Source organism: Spirosoma foliorum, from assembly GCF_014117325.1.
GTDB lineage: Bacteria > Bacteroidota > Bacteroidia > Cytophagales > Spirosomataceae > Spirosoma > Spirosoma foliorum.
The window spans coordinates 3,494,062-3,514,020 of record NZ_CP059732.1; the positions used below are offsets into that span (position 1 = coordinate 3,494,062).

17 protein-coding genes are annotated in these 19,959 nt (G+C 48.4%); 12 read left to right on the forward strand and 5 right to left on the reverse strand.

The genetic code is table 11. The features are described 5' to 3' along the window. From H3H32_RS14625 to H3H32_RS14660, 8 genes are all read left to right on the forward strand, one after another. Entirely contained in the window at window positions 1-2,088 is a 2,088-nt protein-coding gene (locus H3H32_RS14625) for a PVC-type heme-binding CxxCH protein (RefSeq protein WP_182463406.1), read from the forward strand. Beyond that, window positions 2,081-2,443 (forward strand): high-potential iron-sulfur protein, encoded by a 363-nt coding sequence (locus H3H32_RS14630; protein ID WP_182463407.1) that lies wholly within the window; start codon window positions 2,081-2,083, stop codon window positions 2,441-2,443. The genes H3H32_RS14625 and H3H32_RS14630 overlap by 8 nt, the downstream gene beginning before the upstream one ends. A 24-nt stretch (window positions 2,444-2,467) precedes the next feature. After that, window positions 2,468-3,835, forward strand: coding sequence for a Gfo/Idh/MocA family protein (locus H3H32_RS14635; protein WP_182463408.1), 1,368 nt, complete (start codon window positions 2,468-2,470; stop codon window positions 3,833-3,835). 35 nt (window positions 3,836-3,870) lie between these two features. After that, window positions 3,871-5,187 (forward strand): sugar MFS transporter, encoded by a 1,317-nt coding sequence (locus H3H32_RS14640; RefSeq protein ID WP_182463409.1) that lies wholly within the window; start codon window positions 3,871-3,873, stop codon window positions 5,185-5,187. Further along, on the forward strand, window positions 5,187-6,362 hold the full coding sequence (gene nagA / locus H3H32_RS14645) for an N-acetylglucosamine-6-phosphate deacetylase (RefSeq protein WP_182463410.1): 1,176 nt from the start codon (window positions 5,187-5,189) through the stop codon (window positions 6,360-6,362). Before H3H32_RS14640 ends, nagA begins: the two co-directional genes overlap by 1 nt. Before the next feature lie 27 nt (window positions 6,363-6,389). Next, window positions 6,390-7,172 (forward strand): glucosamine-6-phosphate deaminase, encoded by a 783-nt coding sequence (locus H3H32_RS14650; RefSeq protein ID WP_182463411.1) that lies wholly within the window; start codon window positions 6,390-6,392, stop codon window positions 7,170-7,172. 75 nt (window positions 7,173-7,247) lie between these two features. Continuing rightward, window positions 7,248-7,751 (forward strand): GNAT family N-acetyltransferase, encoded by a 504-nt coding sequence (locus tag H3H32_RS14655; RefSeq protein WP_182463412.1) that lies wholly within the window; start codon window positions 7,248-7,250, stop codon window positions 7,749-7,751. 93 nt (window positions 7,752-7,844) lie between these two features. Then, complete coding sequence (locus H3H32_RS14660; protein WP_182463413.1) at window positions 7,845-8,852, forward strand: bestrophin family protein; 1,008 nt, start codon at window positions 7,845-7,847, stop codon at window positions 8,850-8,852. 556 nt (window positions 8,853-9,408) lie between these two features. Here H3H32_RS14660 and H3H32_RS14665 read toward each other — a convergent pair. The 5 genes from H3H32_RS14665 to H3H32_RS14685 all read right to left on the reverse strand — a co-directional run bounded on the left by H3H32_RS14665 (window position 9,409) and on the right by H3H32_RS14685 (window position 14,052). Then, entirely contained in the window at window positions 9,409-10,437 is a 1,029-nt protein-coding gene (locus H3H32_RS14665; RefSeq protein WP_182463414.1) for an MBL fold metallo-hydrolase, read from the reverse strand. A 139-nt stretch (window positions 10,438-10,576) separates the two neighbouring features. Further along, window positions 10,577-11,068: a methylated-DNA--[protein]-cysteine S-methyltransferase gene (locus H3H32_RS14670; protein WP_182463415.1), complete on the reverse strand. Its 492-nt coding sequence runs from the start codon at window positions 11,066-11,068 to the stop codon at window positions 10,577-10,579. A 10-nt stretch (window positions 11,069-11,078) separates the two neighbouring features. Further along, window positions 11,079-11,573: an RDD family protein gene (locus tag H3H32_RS14675; RefSeq protein WP_182463416.1), complete on the reverse strand. Its 495-nt coding sequence runs from the start codon at window positions 11,571-11,573 to the stop codon at window positions 11,079-11,081. Between the two features lie 193 nt (window positions 11,574-11,766). Next, window positions 11,767-12,477, reverse strand: a complete 711-nt coding sequence (locus H3H32_RS14680) for a YciE/YciF ferroxidase family protein (RefSeq protein WP_182463417.1) — start codon at window positions 12,475-12,477, stop codon at window positions 11,767-11,769. 339 nt (window positions 12,478-12,816) lie between these two features. Next, window positions 12,817-14,052: a PQQ-dependent sugar dehydrogenase gene (locus H3H32_RS14685; protein ID WP_182463418.1), complete on the reverse strand. Its 1,236-nt coding sequence runs from the start codon at window positions 14,050-14,052 to the stop codon at window positions 12,817-12,819. Window positions 14,053-14,284: 232 nt separating this feature from the next. On the opposite strand from H3H32_RS14685, the gene H3H32_RS14690 reads away from it, so the two are divergent. The 4 genes from H3H32_RS14690 to H3H32_RS14705 all read left to right on the forward strand — a co-directional run bounded on the left by H3H32_RS14690 (window position 14,285) and on the right by H3H32_RS14705 (window position 19,920). After that, entirely contained in the window at window positions 14,285-15,130 is an 846-nt protein-coding gene (locus H3H32_RS14690; protein ID WP_182463419.1) for a serine O-acetyltransferase, read from the forward strand. Between the two features lie 105 nt (window positions 15,131-15,235). Then, on the forward strand, window positions 15,236-16,144 hold the full coding sequence (gene cysK, locus H3H32_RS14695; protein WP_182463420.1) for a cysteine synthase A: 909 nt from the start codon (window positions 15,236-15,238) through the stop codon (window positions 16,142-16,144). A 67-nt stretch (window positions 16,145-16,211) separates the two neighbouring features. Then, window positions 16,212-17,081 carry a YitT family protein gene (locus tag H3H32_RS14700; RefSeq protein WP_182463421.1) on the forward strand — a complete coding sequence of 290 codons (870 nt, stop codon included), beginning with the start codon at window positions 16,212-16,214 and terminating at the stop codon, window positions 17,079-17,081. Window positions 17,082-17,484: 403 nt separating this feature from the next. After that, the gene (locus H3H32_RS14705; protein WP_182463422.1) at window positions 17,485-19,920 is read left to right on the forward strand and encodes a TonB-dependent receptor; all 2,436 of its coding nucleotides are present in this window, start codon (window positions 17,485-17,487) and stop codon (window positions 19,918-19,920) included. Window positions 19,921-19,959: the final 39 nt, after the last annotated feature.

Consider the following 19,959-nt stretch of genomic DNA (forward strand, 5'->3'; position numbering starts at 1 on the left):
ATGAAATGGTTGGGGTTACTATTGCTCATAAGTTTATGCCTGTCCTGTTCGCATTACAAAGACGCCCTCTCGCCTGAGGAAGCTCTTACCAGTTTTAAACTGAGTGATGATCGATTAGCAGTTTCTGTGTTTGCCGCAGAACCGCACGTTCTGGACCCAGTTGAGATGGTATTTGACGAGGACGGGAACGCGTTCGTGGTCGAAATGCCGGATTACCCATCCAAGCCTGAAGATGGCACTTTGGGCGGAGCTATTCGCATGTTGATCGATACGAACAATGATGGTCGAACAGATTCGATGACGGTATTTGCCGATCATCTTTCCGAAGCTACCAGCATTTTACCCTGGCAAGGTGGCTTACTGGTGACGGCTGCCCCCAATATCCTGTTTCTCAAAGACACAACGGGTGACCATCGGGCCGATGTGAAAGAAATCCTGTTCACTGGTTTCTTTGCCGACAACTCTGAAGCGCAGATAACCAACCTCCGTTACAGCATCGACAATTGGATTTATGCTTCTAACACTGGCCGGGAGGGTGAAATCCGATTTACCCGAAACCCCAAAGCGGCACCCGTTTCGGTCAAAGGAGGAGATTTCCGGTTTCGGTTAGACCGGGGTCAGTTTGAAGTAGAGTCGAGTTCGGGGCAGTTTGGGCTAGCCATCGACGATTGGGGCAATCGGTTCTTCACCGAAAATAGTCTACACATCCAGCAGGCACCGATTCCAGCCCGTTACCTATACCGACACAAGCACCTGCCAACCGTTGAGCCAACTGTCAACATCTCTGACCACGACCCAATAATGTTCCAGAAAACGCCTGCTCCCTACTGGCGTCAGGAACGCACAAAACGTAGGAATGAGCAGTTTGAGGCAGCTAAACTCAGTGACCGGCATGAGTATGCCGATGATCATTTTACGGGCGCTTCGGGAGGGACTTACTATGGTGGCAATGCCTTACCGAAAGACTATTACGGATCGATTTTTACGGGAGAAGTGGCGGGTAATCTCGTTCACCGTGATGTGCTGAAACGCTCGCCTAACAGTCCTCAATTTATCGCACAACGGGGCAACCAGGAGGCAGCACATGAGTTCCTGGCCTCCACCGACCCCTGGTTTCGGCCAGTCAACTTCACGGTCGGCCCTGACGGCGCGTTGTATGTGATCGATATGTATCGGCAACACATTGAAACGCCCACCGCCATTCCCGAAGATCTCAAGGAAGACATGGATTTCATGAATGGCAGCAAATTGGGCCGCATCTACCGCATTGCAGATAAAACGAGCAAAACAGCCATTGGTCAACCTAAACTGAGGAGTAAAACTAGTGCCGAACTGGTGGCGTTACTGGGCCATACCAACCAATGGTGGCGGCTACAGGCCCAACGGTTGCTTCTGGAAAAGCAGGACAAATCAGTTGTACTGGCCTTGAAAGACTTATTCATTAAAGATATGGACCCACGGACGCGCCTGCACGCTTTTTTCGTGCTGGAAGGCCTCAATGCACTGGATGCCAATCTGGTAAAACAGGCGATGCAGGATGCGCAACCAGAAATTCGCGCCTATGGAGTGATGATGGCCGAGCATTTTCCAGGCACCTTACCGCAACTAATTGAAAAAGCCAACGACCCGTCTGTTCCGGTCGCATTTCAGGCAGCGTTGAGTTTGGGGCAATTCCCAACTCAACAAGTTACGACCGCTCTGGCAAACCTGCTTGAGAAACACGGCAAAGACACCTGGTTCCGAACGGCGGTGCTCAGTTCAGAACTTGGCTCTTCCACCGGGTTTGCCCGTCATTTGGTGAGCAGTGCTTACTTCAACTCGATCAGTCCTGAAAAAGACACATTTTTAACGGATTTGGCTTTCGTTGTGGGCTCTCGCAATCGCAAAGGAGAAGCTGTTCAATTGTTGAGTTTATTCAGTAATCAACCTCATTGGCAACAGATCGTATTCACGGGCCTGACAAATGGGGCAAAATCGGCGGGAGTGCCGCTGGACGACCGCTTGAAAAGTATGATAGATCCACAGGTACGCCGGACGGGGCCGCCCGGCGTACAAAATAATTCCTTGCCTAATAAAACCAATGACTAAACAGCAACGCTACTCCCGACGACAATTTATTGGCAAATCCGTTTTTTCGGGATCAACGGCTTTAGGATTAGTACTATTCCTGAGTAGGTGTCAGTCAAAAACGACTTCAGAGCAAGAGGAGAAAAAAGTGGCCACCGATCCGTGTGAGGACTTTTCGGGCGTCAGTGAAGCAGATCTGAAAACCCGAAAAAAGCTGGGCTACGTGAAGCAATCTTCCCGACCAGAATCGAAGTGCGGTAACTGCAATTTGTGGCTTCCTCCCAAAGAAGGGCAAAGCTGTGGTTCGTGTATGCTCTTCAAAGGCCCCGTGTACACAACCGGCTATTGCACCTATTGGGCTCCTCAAGGTAAGTAGCGTCTTTTTCCTAAAACCATGCTCATGAAAAACGATAGAAATCATCAGACTTCGAGTTCCCGAAGAAGTTTTGTCAAGAAGGCGATTATTGGCACTGCCTCCGTATCCATTGGCGGGGTTCTACCCCAGTTTAGCCCTAAAAGCTACGCTCGAATTTTGGGGGCTAATGAAAAAGTACGGGTCGGCGTCATGGGTGTAAACAGTCGAGGATTGGCTTTATCGAGTAACTACGCCTTGCAACCCAATTGTGAAGTTGTCACCATCTGTGATGTTGATTCAAGAGCAGCTGAAAAATGCATTACGACGGTAGAAGGCATTCAGAAAACGAAGCCAAAGAATCAGCCCGACTTCCGAAAAGCCCTGGAAGACAAGGATATGGACGCGCTCGTTATTGCGGCACCCGACCATTGGCATGCCCCAGCTGCCATTCTGGCTTCTAAAGCGGGCAAACATGTGTATCTCGAAAAACCCTGTAGCCACAATCCACACGAGGGTGAGTTGCTGGTTGCCGTGGCGGCAAAATACAAGAATGTTATCCAGATGGGTAACCAACGGCGCTCCTGGCCCAATGTAAAACAAGCCATCGACGACATCAAAAAAGGGGCAATTGGCAGGCCTTACTTTGCCAAAGGCTGGTACACCAACAATCGGGCAACGATTGGGGTTGGCAAACCGCAGGCAGTACCCACCTGGCTCAACTATGACTTATGGCAGGGCCCCGCTCCCCGGCGTGCCTACAAAGACAACGTTATTCATTACAACTGGCACTGGTTCTGGCATTGGGGCACGGGCGAAGCCCTCAACAACGGTACCCACATGCTCGATCTGATGCGTTGGGGTCTGGATGTCGACTACCCCAATAAAGTCACGTCGCTGGGTGGTCGGTATCGCTATAAAGACGATTGGGAAACACCCGACACCCAGGTAATAAACCTGACCTTCGCCAACAACACAGCCATGACCTGGGAAGGCCGAAGCTGCAATGGACGAACCGTAGAAGGCAGCGATGTGGGCGTTACGTTCTATGGAGAAACGGGCTCTTTACAATACGGTGGTGGCAACGCCTACAAAATCTTCGACCTCGATAATAAACTGATCAAGGATGTGAAGAACGATCTGCCTATCGACCCACGTAACAAAATGAACCCGTCGCAGGCTCTAGACGCCACACACCTTCAAAATTTCATGGAAGCCATCAGACAGGGTACACCACTGGCATCAGGCATTGTGGGTGGGCATCAGAGTACACTGCTTTGTCAACTGGGCAATATCGCCCTGCGCTCAGGCGACGCCCTGGATATTGACCCAACCAACGGTCATATTCTGAATAACAAAAACGCCCTGAAATTCTGGCAACGTGAATACGAGAAGGGTTGGGAACCAACGCTATAATGTAGCGCGGACGGTCCGCACTAAAACCTAAAAAAATGAGCACACTAGCTATCGACGTCAACAGTCTGAGTAAGCGGGAAACGACCATTTCGATTTTTCTGGTCGGGCTGATGTTTTTCATCTTCGGCTTCATTTCGTGGGTGAACTCCATCCTGATTCCGTACTTCAAAATTGCCTGCGAGTTGACCAGTTTTCAGGCGTATCTGGTTGCCTTTGCGTTCTATATTGCTTATTTCATCATGTCGGTTCCAGCCTCTTATCTGTTGAAGGCTGTTGGCTTCAAGAAAGGAATGATGTTTGGTTTTTGGGCGATGGCCGCAGGCGCGGGCATTTTTATTCCGGCGGCCATGACCCGAACATACGCCCTGTTTCTGATGGGCTTGTTCACTATTGGTGTCGGGCTGGCCATTCTGCAAACGGCAACCAATCCCTACATAACGATTCTGGGTCCCAAAGAGCGGGCCGCCCAGCGAATAAGCATGATGGGTATCTGCAATAAAGCCGCCGGCATTCTCTCGCCACTGATCTTTGCCGCCGTTATTCTACGGCCTACGGATACCGATTTGTTTGCCCAATTAAGCACTATGAGCGCGGAGCAACGGGGAGCGGCTCTCGACGAACTGGTTCGACGGGTTATTCCACCCTATGCAGTGTTGGGTACATTTCTGTTTGCACTAGGCTATTTAGTATATCGATCTCCCTTACCCGAAATCGACACGGAGCACGAAACGCCCGATGTAGCCACTGCGAATGCCGGAAAGAGTAGCATCCTCCAGTTCCCTCACCTGATTCTGGGCGCAGTTGCCATCTTTCTCCACGTAGGAACGCAGGTTATCGCCATCGATACCATTATCGGTTATGCCAATTCGATGGGAATCGATCTCCTGAAAGCCAAGACCTTTCCCTCCTACACGTTGTTCTGTACCATTTGCGGGTATCTCATCGGTATCAGCACGATTCCGCGATTTATTAGTCAGGTCAACGCGTTACGCATCTGCACTATTCTGGGCGCGACGTTTACGATACTGATTATTTTCACGCATGGCACTGTCACTTTTCTGGGGCATACAGCCGATATTTCGATCTGGTTTGTGGTCTTGTTGGGGCTGGCTAACTCGCTGGTTTGGGCCGGATTATGGCCGCTGGCGTTGGATGGTCTGGGTCGATTTACCAAACTCGGCGCTTCGATTCTCATTATGGGTTTGTGTGGCAATGCGATTATGCCACTCGTCTACGGCTATTTTGCCGACCTCTATTCTGTCCATATTGCTTACTGGGTTCTTTTCCCCTGCTACCTATACCTGATCTATTATGCTATGTTTGGGCATAAAGTAAAACGGTGGGGATTCTGATGAAACTAAAAATAGTTAACGGTACCATTCTAACGCCCTTTCGCTCCATTCGAGGTGGAACAATTGTCGTTGAGGACTGTCAGATTATCGGCATCCACGAAGGACCTGTCGATGTGCCGGAAGCAGTCGAACTCGATGCAAAAGGGCATTTTGTAGCACCCGGTTTTATCGACATTCACGTACATGGTGGCGGTGGTTTCGATTTCATGGATGGCACGCAGGAGGCTTTTCTGAAAATTGCCGAACTCCATGCTCGTTACGGCACGACAGCAATGGTCCCTACCACGCTGACGGCCGAGAAAGACGATCTCCTGCAAACACTGGACGTCTACGAACTAGCTCACCGAAACAATACTCAGGGAGCGGCTTTTCTGGGCATGCACCTGGAAGGCCCCTATTTCGCCCTCAGTCAACGGGGTGCACAAGACCCTCGCTATATCCGAAACCCTGACCCTCTCGAGTACGAGGAGATTTTAGCTCACTCTTCCTCCATTGCCCGCTGGAGTGCGGCTCCTGAGTTAGACGGCGCCATTCGGTTCGGGCAGCGGCTTCGAGAGAAAGGAATTATAGCGGCTATTGCCCACACGGATGCGCTCTATGACGATGTACTTTTGGCCTACGAAAATGGCTACTCGCTGGTAACCCATTTATATTCAGCTATGTCGGGTGTTACCCGCCGAAATGCATTTCGCTATGCTGGCGTTATCGAAAGTGCCTTTTTGCTCGATCTGGACGTTGAAATCATTGGCGATGGTGTCCATTTACCCGCTCCGTTACTCAAACTGGTTTACAAAATTAAAGGGGCCGATCGGACCGCGCTTATTACCGATGCGATGCGTGCCGCTGGGATGCCGGAAGGCGAAAGTACCTTAGGTTCCTTAAAGAATGGGTTGAAAGTAATCGTCGAAGATGGCGTTGCGAAACTACCCGATCGAACGGCCTTTGCTGGCAGCGTGGCCACCATGAATCGCCTGGTTCGTAATATGGTTCAACTAGCCGATGTTCCGCTGCTCGAAGCCATCCGAATGGCCAGCACAACCCCTGCCCGCATCATGGGCGTCGATCAGCAAAAAGGATCACTAGCCAAAGGTAAAGATGCCGATATCGTCTTTTTCGATCAGGATTTTACGGTTAACCTAACCATGATACAGGGTAAAATTATCTATTCAGCCTAAATCGACTCGTCATAACTACCTGATACTATGAATACAATTAGTTCTTTAATTCGTGAATTTACCGTTGACCAGCTTACTGTTAAGCTCTTTGAAAACCGGCATAGTCTGGGCCAACAGGCAGCCGGGCAAGCTGCCAATACCATTCGGAATTTGCAGGAGAAGCAACCCGTTATCAATATTATTTTCGCGGCAGCCCCTTCTCAAAATGAGTTTCTGGCGGCCTTGGCCGAACAACCCGGCATTGCCTGGGAGCGCATCAATGCTTTTCATATGGACGAGTACGTCAATTTGGCTGAAGACGCCCCTCAGCGATTCGGCAACTTCCTGAATGATAGACTCTTTAGCAAGGTACCCCTGAAAGCCGTTTATTTCATCAATGGCAATAATGATCCAAATGCAGAATGTGACCGGTATGCCGCACTACTCCAGGAATACCCCACCGATATTGTTTGTATGGGAATCGGCGAAAACTGTCATATTGCCTTTAACGATCCGCACGTGGCCCGTTTTGACGATCCTACGCTTGTCAAAAAAGTAGGGTTAGACTTAACCAGTAGGTGGCAACAGGTTCACGACGGCTGTTTTGCCTCCTTGTCAGAAGTACCCGAATACGCCCTTACGCTCACAATTCCAGCTCTGGTAAAAGCACCCATTATTTTTTGCATGGTCCCGGCAGCTCATAAGGCCGAAGCGATTCAACATACGGTGACCGACGCCATTTCTGAAAAATACCCTTCCACCATTTTACGCCAACATGGCAACGCAACGTTATTCATTGATCAGGATAGTGGGGTACTTTTACAGGATTAACGTAGTTACAATGGTCTTTCATTTGGTTAGCAATCGGCCAAATACCTTATTTGCGCTCCATTAACGAATCAATCGATGACCATTCGCCCTGCTACTGTTGCTGATATTCCAGCTTTACTGAATCTGCTTAAAAATGTAATACCCCTTATGCACGAAGTGGGTAATTTTCAGTGGGACGATCAGTACCCCAATGCTACCGTTTTCGGAAACGATATTACCAACGAACAACTTTGGGTAGCCGACATCGATGGGCAACTCGCAGGGGTTGCTGCTCTAACCGAAGACCAGGAGCCAGAATACGCGCAAGTCGGTTTTGACTTGAGCCAGCGTGCAATTGTTACGCACCGACTAGCTGTCGACCCGGCGTTTCGCGGACAAGGAGTTGCCGTTGCCTTACTGGAACAAGCAGAGCAATTGGCGCTTGAGCGCGGCATCAAATTTTTACGGATTGACACCAACTCCGAAAACCAGTCAACGCAGAAGCTGTTCCCCAAACTAGGGTATCAATACGCGGGCGAAATTACGCTTGGCTTCCGACCCGGATTACGGTTTCTGGCTTATGAGAAGCCGTTAGCCTGATAATTACAGAATCTCTACGGGATATTAAAGCGCTTCTGTTTTTCGCATAATTCTACATCTTTGTGAAAATCATGACGCTAACCGTTTCGCACCATGCATGCAGGAAGGAAGTATACCCTAAAGGAATTTATCGTCTGGACTCGCCAGAATTTATACTGGTTAATCGGCATCAATGTCGGAGTCACGGTTCTGTATCAGGTGGTTGGCCTTAAATGGCTGGGTATGCCCTGGGTGCCTATTGCCTTGCTAGGTACGGCAGCCGCCTTTATTGCTGGCTTCCGAAATAATGCAACTTATGCCCGTGCCTGGGAAGCTCGTCAGATTTGGGGTGGTATTGTCAATAGCAGCCGAAGCCTGGGAATTATGATTCGGGATTTTGTGCGCAGGCCGGCAGCGTTGGGTACCGACTCAAAAGCCATTCACCAGCAACTCATTTACCGGCACATCGCCTGGCTGACAGCCCTTCGGTTTCAATTGCGGGAGCCACGGGTTTGGGAAAACATTGACAATATTTACAATGCTGAATACCGGCAGTTTTACAAAATTCCGGAACGGGAAAGCAATCTGGCCGATGAACTTCGGAAGCTCTTATCGACCCAAGATACCGATTATGTACTGAGCAAGAAAAACCGGGCTACGCAGTTAATCAGCCTACAGTCCAAGCAGCTACGCGAATTAGCTGATCAGGGTTGGATTGAGAACTATCGATACGTCGAACTGGAGTTGATGCTAAAAGAGCTCTATGAACACCAGGGCAAAAGCGAACGCATCAAGAATTTCCCCTACCCGCGCCAGTTTGCCACCATTAATGGGCTGTTTATTCGCCTGTTCGTCTGGCTGGTTCCGTTTGGGTTGTTAAAAGAATTCGACAAGTTGGGCGAGCACATCGTCTGGTTAACAATTCCGTTTGGCGTGCTGGTCTCCTGGGTATTTATGAGTTTAGAACAGGTTGGCGAAAGCACCGAAAACCCATTCGAAGGCAGTGCCAACGATACGCCCATCACGTCCATGAGCCGCACCATCGAGATCGACCTCCGCGAAATGCTCGACGAAACCGACCTTCCACCAGCTATTCAGGCGGTTAATAATATCTTGTTGTAGTTTTTTTATCAAGTAGTTAGTTTGCGTTTGTTCGGCGCAGTCTGATTGGTCTGCAGTAATTAATCGCCAATAACGGGCCTAGTATCAGCCCACAGCTTTAGCTGTAGGTATAGGCAAAATTGATCCCATTTTAGCAACCGTTTTAACGGTTTACTCAGCTTTCAAACCGTTGAAACGGTTGTTCTAGTTGGCTTACTTTCTCTTAACCCACAGCTAAAGCTGTGGGCTGATAATTTTCAAATCGTTGATTAATTCTTTGTTCGGCGTAGTCTCCAGACTACGTCGTAGCGTTATCCGGTCTCCGACCGGCATTTTCAAGTTATTTCGCCCCGGTCAGAGACTGGATAACACTCGAACGTAGTCAATACTACGCTCAACATTCGTATCTGTGATGTCGGGTTCTTTAACCCGACATTGTGAGGTTTCTCAAAACCGAATTGTATGAATCGATAGGTTTTCAGAAACCTCACTAGAGTCAGATTTGAGAATCTGACTCCACGAAGACTCATTCTAATTCTCTTTGTTCGGCGTAGTCCAGAGACTACTTGATAAGAACCTACTTAAACACCATTGGGTGTCCTTCCTTCGGTACTAAAAACTTCTCTTCAGGAATCTTTTTCTCCCGCAGCGATTTTCGCAAATCATCGGCAGGTTCAAACAGGCCATCGTCGCCTTGCTGGAACGTACCAAAGTGGATACCAACGGCCTGTATCGCGTTCAAATCCATGAATGCCTGCACAGCCCCGGCGGGCGACACGTGGACAGGGGCCATAAACCATTCGGGTCTATAGGAGCCAATCGGCAGCAGTGCCAGCTTAATGGGGGCACCCGCCTGCTCACCGATTTTCTTAAAATGCGGGCCATAGCCACTGTCGCCACAGAAATAAGTTGTCCCAAAACTGGTGTGCAGCAAATAGCCACACCAGAGCGTTTCATCACGATCACCCATGCCCCGATTACTGAAATGTTGTGCCTGGGTACAGCTAAGCCGGAGTTTTTCATTCACTTGTAATGTATCATTCCAGTCGAGTTCGCGGGTGGTGCGCCCACCAACCGATTTAGGCAAATACGATACGCCAAGTGGTGTAACGAAGAGCGGATTAAACGCCTTGACCAATTTCTTGATGGTCGGTAAATCAAGGTGGTCATAATGGTTGTGGCTCAACAAAACCACATCAATCGGGGGCAACTCCTCAAACCGAAGCCCAGGTGGTCGCTTCCGTTTGATCCCCAGCCACGACGTTGGCCCAACCCGTTTCGACCAGACAGGGTCAGTCAGAATATTTAGCCCATTGGTCTGAATCAGAAAGGTAGAATGATTCACAAAGGTGAGCACAAGGCTATCGCCTTCGATGCGGGTAGCCGGTTTAGCGCCAACAAAGGCATCGGGTTGCTCTGGCCAGGGGCCTTTGTCGCGGTGAAGCAGCCATTTGAGCACCCCACCCGAGGTTCGTTCGGGCATTCCGGGATTAACGAATTTCTTCCCGTTGAAATGGTCGGTAATGGGGCCTTTGTATCGCGGGGCGCAGGCCGACACAATCAAAAACAGGCTGGATACGAATATCAGAGGCAGTACAGTGTGCATATCGTGAATATACCAGATCAGATTTCCGAATGTTCAAAACTTTCGAAAATCTGCCGATAAATCACAAGGCCGACGTACCAGCATTTCGTTGAGCAAAACCTATAAGGTTTCAAAAGCCTTATAGGTTTACAACAGTCATTCAGAACAACGAAAGTTGACTCGACCGGGCGAAAGCGCCTTCGTGTTCGAGAAGCCATTTTTTGCGCCAAAGCCCACCGGCATAGCCCGTCAGCGATCCGTCGGAACCAATGATGCGATGGCAGGGTACTACTATCCAGAGTGGATTTCGGCCATTGGCAGCCGCAACGGCCCGAATCGCTTTTTCATCGCCCATGCGTCGGGAAAGTGCCAGATATGATAACGTCGTTCCAAACGGAACCTCGAGCAGCGCTTTCCAGACCGTTTGTTGAAAATCGGTTCCGGCCGGATTCATCAAAAAATCGAACGTTTGTCGCTCACCTTTAAAATACTCCTGCAATTGCCGAACGGCCTCCTGAACTGGCCCGGCAAGTGAATCAACCGGTTGTGTTTCCTGTGCGGGAACATCGAGGCAGGAAATCACGGAAACGCCATTTTCGTCGCCAGCGATACGGATCAGACCAAGCGGAGATTCAAAAATGGTGGTTGTCATAACGTAAACTTTAGTCAGGCAAGTTGCGAAGCGACTGATCGAGCGTAAAGGACGGTCGATCATCAATTACCATCGTATGCGCTAGTCGGTCGTGCAACCCTATGGGGGTTTCACGCAAAAATGTGAACGCATCAAATGGAATAACGCGGGCAAAGTTACGGACTACCAGGGTGTTAAAATCAGGTTTTTCGCCCTGGCTGTTTACAACTTTGGTTTTCGTAATTAGTTTACCGGGTGTTCTACCGAGCCAGCTTTCAAATACAATACAGTAAATTGAAAACAGTAAGGTACTGATCAGACGATCCAGTAATGGATTTACTGACTCGAGGGAATCGCTCATTTCTGGATATATCAAAATCACTACACCGCCAATCGTAAAGACGATAATGTAAAAAAACAGAGTATCCAGCAACAAGTTGGCCAGGCGTTTCAGCCGACTTGTGGGTGTAATTGGCGTAGCTAGCAGCTCATCGGCATTCAGCAGGTCACGGGAAACGTTGTTCATGTAGGTAAAGAGTTTGGTGTAGATATACTAGTTTTTTTGCTCAGAGCTGTAACCGTGGCACGGCTTTGAGCGAAAAAACTAAACTCCATAAAAAAGCTGACTTTTCGAAAAATCTCATCAAAGTGATTTTCCGAAAAGTCAGCTTTTTGTAATTGAATCAGCCAGTATATAGCTGGCAATTCATTTAATCAGGTTAAATGCCCGATGTACCCGCAAATGGTGTACTGGCATTACCACTGTAAGTTGATCCCAACGTATTACCTGGTGTGACGGAGGAGTCATAACGGACGCCATCCGGCTTAACGAGATTATCTTCGAAATTATCGGCATTGTCGTCGTTTCGGTGCGAGTTATTCTCTTCTGAAGAAGCCCGACTATTGATAAACGATTCAGCCAGGGTCGTTAGCTTTTTATCCGCATTTTTCTCTTCGTTCAGAGTTTGCTCCAGAAGTCGGGCCGCCTGATTGTAGCCCAGCACTTGTGCAAACGTCACCACCGAACCATACGAAGCGATTTCATGGTGCTCGATTTTCTGACCGGCCATAATCAATCCGGCATCACGCGTCAATGAACCTGAGTCAGTATTCGAGACAACGCGCTGCGCATCATCGACTAATCCATCAATCGCATCGCAGGAACCTTCTTCAACATCAACCCCAATGCTGCTGAATACCTGCTCTAAGCGGGCCACATGGTTTCGGGTTTCTTCCTGATGTTGTAAAAAAGCGTTTCGAACTTCATCGGTCGTTGAAGCATCAGCCTGCTCACCCAGCGCATCGACAGCCTGTTTTTCAGCGTAATAAATGTCTTTGAGTTCGGTAATAAATAAGCCCCGAAGGCCTTCCTGTGTTTCTGTGTCTGTACCGCCGAAAAAGTTAGCGATGCGTTCTCCAAACGTTGCCATGATTACTATGGTTTTGAGTTAACTAACATTGAGTTTACCAGGACTTTGCTAATTTCGAGCCAACTGCTGATTCTCTTGAAGTTACAGATTTTGGGAAGGCGGATGTGTTTCTTAATTTCTACAAAATCCGTAGAGTATAACTACCAATCTCCACAGTGAACCTAGATACTAGCAATTGATAGGGTAGGCTGCCAATTGTAACGCGGACATCTTGTCCGCACCGTAAAGGCTAATAGCTTTTGGACTGCATTTACCTTTTACTAGGCGGACAAGATGTCCGCGTTACATAAAAAGCCTGACCTCTATAAAGTCAGGCTCAGCAAAACGTATATGCGCCAATCAATTTGGCATTAGTTTCAGAATTTTCCCTCCTCCATAATCACAGAGGTACAGTTCTTTTTTCTGATCTTCGCCAAAGGCCGAGATAGCTCCAGCCGATGAAATAATCTCCTGATTTGTGGCTGATATTGTGCCGTTAGTCGTCAGTGCCCAGACACGGCCGCTGGCATAATCGGCATAAATGTATTTACCGGTTAATGTTTGATTCGTTGAACCCCGATACACAAAACCGCCCGTGATCGACACGTCACCTTTGTCATGCGAGTATTGCCAGATCGGCGCTTTCAAATCGGCTGCATTGACCGTATTGCCTTGTGCATTATAATCGGCATTGCCTTCTTTGACTCGCCAGCCATAGTTACCCCCTTTCGTAATAATATCCACCTCTTCAATGGCATTCTGGCCTACATCGCCCGCCCATAGCTGACCTTTCTCATCGAAACTGATTCGCCAGGGGTTACGGAGTCCGTAGGCAAAAATCTCTTCGCGGTAGCCATTGGTATTCCCTTTAAACGGATTATCGCTGGGGATGCCATATTGACCTTTATCGGTACTGTTCACATCAACGCGCAAAATTTTTCCTAACCAGCTGGCTCGGTTCTGTGCATTATTTTGAGGATCTCCCCCACTGCCTCCATCGCCGGTTGCAACGTACAGGTAGCCATCTGGACCAAACAACACTTTGCCACCATTGTGATTTGTATAAGGCTGATCGAAGCGAAACAGAATTACTTCCGAGCCAGGATCAACTTCGGATGCACTAGCCGATGATGCCTTAAACCGGCTCACAATTGTTTCGCGCGGGTTATTTTTTGTGTAGTTGACGTAGAAAAAGCCGTTCTGTTTAAAATCAGGATGAAAAGCCAGCCCCAATAATCCCATCTCTCCGCCGGAGGCCACTTTCGAACGTATATCCAGGTACGTACCAGCCGAAGCGGCATTAGCGTCGTTCTCAACTACCCGAATACGTCCCTCCTGCTCTACCACAAATACCCGATTGGTGCCATCGTTTGCATAGGTGTATTCGACTGGTGAAGCAAAGGTCAATTTGGGGTAAGCATTCACAACCTTAGTAGCCGCTATACCAGATGTATTTCCTGTTGAATCAGTCGTCACAACATTCGCTTCTTTTTCGGGCTTACAGGCCGACGCAACGAGCCAGGAAACCCCTGACGTGGCGATTAGAGAAATAAGAAATGTGGTGACGGTTTTACTGAACATGATGATTCGATTCATTAGACACTATTTTTTTAATACAAATCACACTCCAAACACGTCCGGCGAACTTTGCGGCCCGCATTTTGTTCCAAAATCATAGAATCTCTTTGATAGAGACAAGCCTTTTGTTCGTTAAGCGTATAGGGACCTAAGGTTGTGTTTCTACACTATGGGGTGCAGATTCTACTATACTCAAGCCTGACAACAAAAATTTCGTAGTGCCATTTGATCTATTAACAAGCAAAATACTATGACCACGGCGACCAATACTCTTCTTGATCACCTACAAGCTCAGCGTTCAAAATACCGCTATAAACTCCCCTCACGACCTGATGCCGGGCGGTTTATTGACCAGTTAATGCGCCTGCTGTTTCCGGTCACTCAGGATTGCAAATCCATTTCGCAACATGTAGAGGAGACCTATCAGAGTCTTCATGAACAACTCAACAACCTGTTATGTCCGCTGGAAAAAAATCTGGCAGAAAGCCCGCTTGTACTAACAGAACGTTTTTTTGAACAGCTACCCGCTATCTACGATAACTTGCTTTTCGATGCCCACGCTATTGCCGATAATGACCCGGCTTCGGTGGGAATTGAGGAGGTCGTAGCGGTTTATCCAGGGTTTTATGCCATCTCGGTTTACCGGATTGCGCACGAACTTCTGAAACTTAATGTGCCACTTCTTCCCCGAATGCTGACTGAATATGCGCACGGACAGACCGGGATCGATATTCACCCAGGGGCTCAAATCGGTAAGTCATTTTTTATTGACCACGGCACCGGAGTTGTTATTGGAGAAACAACGGTTATTGGCAACAACGTAAAAATTTATCAGGGCGTAACCCTCGGCGCTACCCACGTGGCCAAATCGATGGCGCAGAAAAAACGGCACCCAACCATCGAAAACAATGTGGTTATTTACGCCAATGCCACCATTTTAGGAGGCCATACCGTTGTCGGTCACGATTCAGTTATTGGCGGTAACGTCTGGCTCACCAGCAGTGTCGAAGCGCATTCGCTCGTATTCCACCAGCACCAAACGGAGATACGGTTGAAATCGCTGGAATCGCAGGAGCCAATCAATTTTGTGATTTAGTAGAGACGCATCCTTGCGTCTTCGGTCTTTTCGTTTCCAACACGTCAGCTCAAAACCCATCCGGTCAGGAGACGCAAGGATGCGTCTCTACATAAATAAACCCTTATGAAAGCAACTACTATTCTTGATACTATCGGCCACACGCCCCATGTACGTATTAACCGACTATTTCCAGGCTATGAAGTCTGGACGAAACTAGAACGGGCAAACCCTGGGGCCAGCATTAAAGATCGAATTGCACTGGCCATGATTGAAGATGCAGAAGCGAAAGGTTTGCTGACATCGGATAGCACCATTGTTGAGCCTACATCAGGCAATACCGGCATCGGTCTGGCAATGGTGGCTGCGGTAAAAGGCTACAAGATCATTCTCGTTATGCCCGAATCCATGAGTATCGAACGCCGGAAAATCATGGCGGCTTATGGTGCCGAATTCGACTTGACACCCCGCGAGAAAGGAATGAAAGGAGCCATTGAGCGGGCTCATGAACTGGTTGCGTTGACTCCAGGATCCTGGATGCCCCAGCAATTCGAGAATCCCGCGAATATCGATATCCATGTTCGTTCAACAGCCGAAGAAATTCTGGCCGATTTTCCAGAAGGGTTCGATGTGCTGATTACGGGTGTGGGTACTGGCGGGCATATTACAGGTGTGGCCCAAGTACTAAAAGCCAAATTTCCGAATCTGCAAGTGTACGCCGTTGAGCCGGAGCTATCGCCCGTTATTAGCGGAGGTGCGCCAGGCCCGCACCCTATTCAGGGTATTGGTGCTGGATTCATTCCTCAAAATTTACACACCGATCTGCTGGACGGCACTATTCAGGTTAGTAAAGACGAAGCCTACGAAATGGCTCGGCGATCGGCCAAGGAAGAGGGTATTTTTGTGGGCGTTTCGTCTGGTGCTTCACTGGCTGCCGTCGCGAAAAAACTCCCCGATATTACCCCCGGCAGCCGAATCCTGACCTTCTGCTATGATACCGGTGAGCGCTATCTATCGATAGAAGGCTTATATTAATTTGTCGGTCATTAGTCTGGTAATAACTAATGATTATCGACTATTCACTCACTCTCAACACGACTCAATGACGCGACAAACCTCTGCTTTCAGAATAATAAAGGATACCATTTTCATTGTTGCGGGGGTGCTCAGTGCGGGTATGGGCATCAAAGGATTTCTGACCTCAAGCCATTTCATCGACGGTGGAGTTACGGGTATTTCCATGTTGCTGGCTACCTTATTTAGCATTCCTCTGCCCATCTGGCTACTCCTCATTAACCTGCCATTTATTGGATTAGGTTACCGGCAGTTTGGTCGGCAGTTTGCGATCAAAAGTACGCTCGCGATTGCTGGCCTCTCGCTCAGTCTCGCGATTATACCCTACCCCGATGTTACGCCTGATTTTTTGTTAACAGCTGTTTTCGGAGGATTTTTTATTGGCGCGGGTATCGGACTTGCGATGCGAGGGGGAGCCGTTTTGGATGGTACTGAAATTGCAGCCCTGCTTATTAGTCGCAGCAGCCCTATCCTGAAAGTGAGCGACGTTATTTTAGTACTCAACGTACTTATTTTCGGGGCAGCAGCCTTCTTCCTGGGTATCAGTCCGGCGCTTTACTCGATGATCACGTATTTCGCAGCCTCCAAAACGGTTGATTTCGTTATTCACGGTATTGAGGAGTATACGGCTATTCTGATCATCTCGAAAACTCCAGATCCGATTCGAGAACAGATTATTGCCAAGGGCTGGGGCATAACGATTCTAAGAGGCCAGGGAGGCTATGGTAAACACGGCAGCCACCAGGATATCGACACAGTCCTTTACACAGTAATAACTCGACTGGAAATCAGTCGATTGCGCACAATAGTTCTCGAACTTGATCCCAATGCTTTTATTATTCAGCACAGCGTCGATGACGTGTCAGGGGGTAAAGTAAAGAGTCTGCCTATGCATTAAATTTAAAGAGTCAATATTTGTCAGATGTAGTCAGGTATTGTCAGATGTAAAAATTTGACCAATACTTGACTATATCTAAGCGTATTATGATGATCTAATCGGCTCACAAAACCAGCATTTTTGAGCCGATTAGGCCCTCTTAATCGGCTCATGGGAATTTACAACTGGCAACAATTCTACTGATCTGCCTTTCGTTTTTGAATCTTACTATCTGGATGAGAGCGCATTACTCTTTCTCGGAAAGTTGGCAGGCGTGAGCATATATTTTCGATACTGATCAATCCCGAAAAATCACTCTATCCATTAATACTCATTTTTGCCCGTTTGTGGAGAAATGCCGTGCCGGGGCTATGGTTTGGGTTCTTTAATCTGATTTCTCAGATTGACCTAAACACAATTCAGTATGCACTTCTCTCTACATTCTTTTTTTGTTCTCTTACTCCTACTAGCCCCACGAGTGGGTTTGTACGCCAAATCCGGCCCGATTCTATCGGGTACCGTGCGCGACCCAGCCGGTACAACAGTTGAGTTTGCTACGGTTGCACTTCACCGGGCTGCCGATTCGGTGGTTGTTAAAACCGAGTTTAGCGACACTAAAGGAGCATTCCATTTCGACCAGCTACCAGCAGGCAGCTATTTCGTTTCGGCTTCACAGGTAGGTTTCGAGCGTGTTCAGACCGCTCCATTTGTGATTTCGTCCACCGATCAAACCCTGGCGCCAATTCAGTTAAAATCAAGCGCCAATACCCAATTGAAGGAAGTTACAGTTCAGGCACGAAAACCCATGTTTGAACGAGAAACGGACCGGATCGTGGTGAACGTTGATGGAACTCCGCTTAGTGCAGGAGCTACTTCGTTAGAAATTCTGAGTCGTTCGCCGGGGGTCACAATCGATCAGAATGACAATCTGGCGCTTCGGGGCAAACAGGGTGTTTTAGTACTGATTGATGGTAAACGGGTGCCCATGACGGGTGCTGAATTGGGAGAAATGTTACGTGCCTTACCTGCTAATTCAATCGAAAAAATTGAGTTAATCACCAACCCACCTGCCAAATACGATGCGGCTGGTAGCGCTGGCATAATTGCCATAAAACTCAAAAAAGACGGTCGTCAGGGTACCAATGGCAGTGTGAATGCCAGTTATGGTTATGGTAAATACGGCAAATTCACGAGCGGCATTTCGTTGAATCATCGCTATAAAAAGCTGAATATCTTCGGCAATTACACCTATAACAACCGGAACCAGTTCAGCCAACTGATGCTCCATCGGGATTTTTACCAGAACAGCCAGTTTATCGGCAGCAGCGATCAGGATAACGTAGGAAAAACGCATTGGATCTCCAATACCTATCGCGCTGGCCTGGATTATACCTTGTCGAAGCGCACTACGCTGGGAGCCGTTGTTAATGGATTGATTAACCATGCCGAAGCCAGCATTCCTAACGTGACGCAAACGTTCGATGAAACGGGTCGTTTGCAGTCTAGCTATCAATCAGCCAATCAGCGTATGCTGGAAACTCCGAATACGGCGGCCAATCTAAATCTGAAACACAGTTTCGACTCAACGGGTCGGCGGGAATTGACCGCTGACCTTGACTTTGCGCATTACGGAATCCATCGACTCCAGAATCTGGCAACTTCGTTCATCGTTCCTGTTCAATCACCAACCATATTAGATGGCAAATTGAATGGTGGCCTGGATATTACGTCGTTCAAAGCCGATTATGTTCACACATTCCCCAATAAAACCCGGCTGGAAGGCGGCATAAAGGCAAGTTGGGTACAATCCGACAACGATGTATTGTTCACCAACATCAGCGAAGGCATCAGTCTGGTCGATACGGGCAAGAGTAATCGTTTTCGGTATACTGAAAACATCAATGCTGCCTACCTGAACCTTAACAAAACGATTAACAAGACGTCTATTCAACTTGGTTTGCGTGGTGAGCAAACCAATGCTACAGGCTTGCAGGTAATTGGCAACAGTGGTTTCGAACGGCACTATTTTCAAGTATTCCCCAGCGTTTTCGTCAAACAACCGGTATCGAAAAACCAGGATCTAAGTCTATCGCTGAGCCGCCGAATCGACCGTCCAACATATAACCAGTTGAACCCATTCCGGGCGTATATCGATGCTACGACGTATTTTACGGGCAATCCGTCGCTCTATCCGCAATTGAGTTATAACATCGAACTGACGCACACCTTTAAGCAGAAGTTCATGACATCCATTAGCTACAGCCGTACCGATCAGCCAATTATCAATGTAATCCAGCCCGCTCCCGAAGGTAATCGGCAGGCCGTCTCAACCTTCCAGAATTTAACTCGTTCTGATTATTACGGCCTGACGCTGACGATTCCTGTTCAACCCACCAACTGGTGGACAATGGACAACAATATTGTTGCCTTTTACAACCGTTTTATTGGCGATCTGGCCGGAACATCCCTGAACGAGGGCTTGCCAGCCTACACGCTTAATACCGCTAATACGTTCACCCTGGGCCGGGGTTGGACTGCCGATCTGACGGGTAATTATCAATCGCATCAGTTGTATGGTTTCTTAGATATTCGACCCTTGGGACAAATCAATATTGGTCTGCAAAAAATGATGTGGGGCAAGAAAGGAACGCTGAAGCTGAATATGACTGACGCATTTTATACCAGCCCACTACACGCCACATCGACCTATGCGAATTATGTAGAGCAGTTTTACCAGCGTCAGGATACTCGAATAGCTACAGCGTCGCTGACCTATCGCTTCGGCAGCGACACCGTATCACAATCACGCCGACGATCGGGCGGAGCAGAGGATGAAAAGCGTCGGGCAGGTGGAGCGTAGCTAACCTGTCAGCAATTTGCCAAACGGGTCAGGTATTGT

What these genes read in the sequence shown, in the direction of transcription:
- H3H32_RS14625 (WP_182463406.1), top strand. Translation starts at nt 1, where the DNA reads ATGAAATGGTTGGGGTTACTATTGCTCATAAGTTTATGCCTGTCCTGT.
- H3H32_RS14630 (WP_182463407.1), top strand. Translation starts at nt 2,081, where the DNA reads ATGACTAAACAGCAACGCTACTCCCGACGACAATTTATTGGCAAATCC.
- H3H32_RS14635 (WP_182463408.1), top strand. Translation starts at nt 2,468, where the DNA reads ATGAAAAACGATAGAAATCATCAGACTTCGAGTTCCCGAAGAAGTTTT.
- H3H32_RS14640 (WP_182463409.1), top strand. Translation starts at nt 3,871, where the DNA reads ATGAGCACACTAGCTATCGACGTCAACAGTCTGAGTAAGCGGGAAACG.
- nagA (WP_182463410.1), top strand. Translation starts at nt 5,187, where the DNA reads ATGAAACTAAAAATAGTTAACGGTACCATTCTAACGCCCTTTCGCTCC.
- H3H32_RS14650 (WP_182463411.1), top strand. Translation starts at nt 6,390, where the DNA reads ATGAATACAATTAGTTCTTTAATTCGTGAATTTACCGTTGACCAGCTT.
- H3H32_RS14655 (WP_182463412.1), top strand. Translation starts at nt 7,248, where the DNA reads ATGACCATTCGCCCTGCTACTGTTGCTGATATTCCAGCTTTACTGAAT.
- H3H32_RS14660 (WP_182463413.1), top strand. Translation starts at nt 7,845, where the DNA reads ATGCATGCAGGAAGGAAGTATACCCTAAAGGAATTTATCGTCTGGACT.
- H3H32_RS14665 (WP_182463414.1), bottom strand. Translation starts at nt 10,437, where the DNA reads ATGCACACTGTACTGCCTCTGATATTCGTATCCAGCCTGTTTTTGATT.
- H3H32_RS14670 (WP_182463415.1), bottom strand. Translation starts at nt 11,068, where the DNA reads ATGACAACCACCATTTTTGAATCTCCGCTTGGTCTGATCCGTATCGCT.
- H3H32_RS14675 (WP_182463416.1), bottom strand. Translation starts at nt 11,573, where the DNA reads ATGAACAACGTTTCCCGTGACCTGCTGAATGCCGATGAGCTGCTAGCT.
- H3H32_RS14680 (WP_182463417.1), bottom strand. Translation starts at nt 12,477, where the DNA reads ATGGCAACGTTTGGAGAACGCATCGCTAACTTTTTCGGCGGTACAGAC.
- H3H32_RS14685 (WP_182463418.1), bottom strand. Translation starts at nt 14,052, where the DNA reads ATGAATCGAATCATCATGTTCAGTAAAACCGTCACCACATTTCTTATT.
- H3H32_RS14690 (WP_182463419.1), top strand. Translation starts at nt 14,285, where the DNA reads ATGACCACGGCGACCAATACTCTTCTTGATCACCTACAAGCTCAGCGT.
- cysK (WP_182463420.1), top strand. Translation starts at nt 15,236, where the DNA reads ATGAAAGCAACTACTATTCTTGATACTATCGGCCACACGCCCCATGTA.
- H3H32_RS14700 (WP_182463421.1), top strand. Translation starts at nt 16,212, where the DNA reads ATGACGCGACAAACCTCTGCTTTCAGAATAATAAAGGATACCATTTTC.
- H3H32_RS14705 (WP_182463422.1), top strand. Translation starts at nt 17,485, where the DNA reads ATGCACTTCTCTCTACATTCTTTTTTTGTTCTCTTACTCCTACTAGCC.